We start from the raw sequence: 1,357 nt of genomic DNA on the forward strand, positions 1-1,357 counted from the left end.
CGGACATACGGCTAACCGGACTAACGAAAATTTTCATCTTCTAGAAAATGCAAGGATGAAGCATGTTTGCGATCTATAAAAACATGGTTAGAACCATGGTCGCTGTTGGTTTTTATGCTTTGAGCTGCGTTGTATTCAGCAGCAGTGTACAGGCTATGCCTAGTAACCCTGCTTTAATGAATGAGGCTGTCTGTAATCCCTCGGGAGAGTGCGCTATGGATATTAGTGGGATGGCAAAAAATATATTTTTGGCGTGCGAAAGTTCGAAGGTGTCGGTGTCGTGGAACCACAGGAGGCAAGGTTCATTTCTCATCGCTTGTGACTGTGAATGTACATCTCACGATAATATTGGCTGGCTAGTAGACTTGCCCCCAATAGCTGGTACAAAAAAAATCCAGAAACTATATCTCGGAAAGAGAGTTACCGTTGAATTATTAAAAAAATCTCCGCGGAGGATTTCTGACATATTTTCCTCGCATCCGCTATGTGAAAAAATAGATACTGAAAAATTAAAATCAAGTGTTTTTGTCTCGCTAATTAAACAGCCTGAGAATAGTGAGGTGGCGCCATATTGCTTTTCTCCAGTATATGTGACTGGCAACAAAAAAACTCTAGAGGCTAGAACAAACAATGTCAAAAATGGATATGGAGAGCTTCTTTATCTAGAGGAAGAAAACCCAATATTAGACGCTGAGTTATTGAGGGTTATAGATGGACTGCTGCGGTAAAAATATACTCCGGGTATTCGGGTGCCTGCCGCCGTCTCAGTCTATCGGGTATGCAGCTACCCCTTGAAAAACCAGGAGCAGAGCATGTTGTGCGCAACTTATTCAATCGACTCATTTAACTTTGAGACGCTTACAACGGGTGAGTTACATGAATAAAATTATTCATATTGGAGGAAAAGATAACTGTCGGTGGCACCGTACTCTTGGGGCCACCATCATGTTTTTCAGACGCGCTGGTGGGGCTCGTCAGAGTGATCTGAGGGATTGTCCGATTCCAGGCCATGGCCGTGACAATGGCGTATCTATCGCGCTTCACAGGTATCGTCGCAGTGGTGGTTGCCCCTTGCTTTCGTCACTGCCTGAAGCGAGTGCGATTTAGCCATGCCGGTCAGATTGGATAAGGTTCCCGCTCAAGCGTTACGTCCCGCACGACCTCGCGTCTGGCTTTGGCTAGGCTTGCTGCCACTGTTTTTGCTGCTGGGTGTGCTGGGATTACTGCTGTTCTGCACCCAACCGCTGCACCAACTGCCAATGACCATCTGGTGGCAGCTCTTGGGCGGGGCTCTTTTGGGTTGGTGGCTGCTGGGTTTTGGGCGGGCTGTGCTGTATGTCGGTCAGCACGGTGTGGC

At 47.0% G+C, this 1,357-nt stretch carries 1 protein-coding gene; it reads left to right on the forward strand.

Annotation, left to right across the window (positions count from 1 at the left end; genetic code table 11):
• Positions 1 to 62: 62 nt before the first annotated feature.
• Positions 63 to 728 carry a hypothetical protein gene (locus tag M5B99_RS29540; RefSeq protein WP_248807446.1) on the forward strand — a complete coding sequence of 222 codons (666 nt, stop codon included), beginning with the start codon at positions 63 to 65 and terminating at the stop codon, positions 726 to 728.
• Positions 729 to 1,357: the final 629 nt, after the last annotated feature.

The organism is Pseudomonas sp. MWU13-2100, assembly GCF_023242365.1.
Lineage (GTDB): Bacteria > Pseudomonadota > Gammaproteobacteria > Pseudomonadales > Pseudomonadaceae > Aquipseudomonas.

Excerpts from the sequence above, each read along its gene's own strand:
- M5B99_RS29540 (WP_248807446.1), top strand. The coding sequence starts at position 63 with ATGTTTGCGATCTATAAAAACATGGTTAGAACCATGGTCGCTGTTGGT.